Annotated in this window: 1 protein-coding gene; it reads right to left on the reverse strand. The window is 46.6% G+C overall.

What is annotated here, in order from left to right:
* Nucleotides 1–17 precede the first annotated feature (17 nt).
* On the reverse strand, nt 18–926 hold the full coding sequence (locus BN8061_RS00015) for an IS1595-like element ISBbi1 family transposase (RefSeq protein ID WP_005807145.1): 909 nt from the start codon (nt 924–926) through the stop codon (nt 18–20).
* Nucleotides 927–987 lie beyond the last annotated feature (61 nt).

Raw genomic sequence — 987 nt, forward strand, 5'->3', positions numbered from 1 at the left:
TTTTTCTGATTATCCGTTTATGCACCTGTTATATTCGCAATTACTAGTCTGTCAAAGAGTTTGTCTCCAAAATACCGTCTGTTTAATTTGTAAATAAACTCGTTGAGATACAACTGTAAGTATTTCCTTTTGATTTTATGGTAGTTGCCCAGCAATGTCCGTTTTGCATTACTGATTGCGATATGCACCCATTTGAGTGTTTCCTTGGTGGTTTTGGCGTCTGATTTCTCGGTGACGTGCAATTCCACCAGATCGGAGATGTCAACGTAAGAAGTGCTTTTGTCCGAAAATACGATGGCATCATCCTCCATGCAGTCCCTGACCACGCCGTTGATTCCTTCACTTTGATGGCTATCCAGTACCCTGGCCTTGAAATAACGCACATGCTTCTCCTTTTTGCCCGTTTCGATATCTTCCAACGGGGTGCTTTCGGCCATCACCGCAACGTTCTGCTTTCCCTCGGCTCCCCGGCCACGTGTACCCTTGCCTCGCTCGATTTCCTTACTGGCCACCGAAAAGTAACCCTCATCCAGTTCTATCATCCCTTCCAGTGTATACCTTGCATCCCGGTTGCCCATCGCCCTGCGGAGTTTGTGTACCATCGCCCATACCGGTTCGTAACGCTTCAATCCTAATTGCTTCTGGAGTTCGTTGGTGGAGAATCCCTTTTTTGTGCAACTCATCAGGAACATCGTTTTGTACCACACCAGAAACGGCAGCTTGGAGCTCTCCATGATCGTACCGCTGCGCAACGAGGTGCGGAAACGGCAACCTTTGCATTCATAACTCCATTTACCCTGTAACCAATAATGGGAAGTGCCCCCGCATCGCTTGCAGACAACCCCTTCCTTATCACGCTGCTCCTTGAAATGCAAACGACAATCTTCCTCCGAACCGAAATGAGCCGTAAAACTGAATATGTTCATAATCCCTGCTTTTTGAGCGCTAATATACTAAAAATATTAGGTGTGTTTGCGGAGAATCAGA

The sequence above is a fragment of the Vaginella massiliensis genome, assembly GCF_900089075.1.
Lineage (GTDB): Bacteria > Bacteroidota > Bacteroidia > Flavobacteriales > Weeksellaceae > Weeksella > Weeksella massiliensis_A.

Excerpts from the sequence above, each read along its gene's own strand:
- BN8061_RS00015 (WP_005807145.1), bottom strand. The coding sequence starts at position 926 with ATGAACATATTCAGTTTTACGGCTCATTTCGGTTCGGAGGAAGATTGT.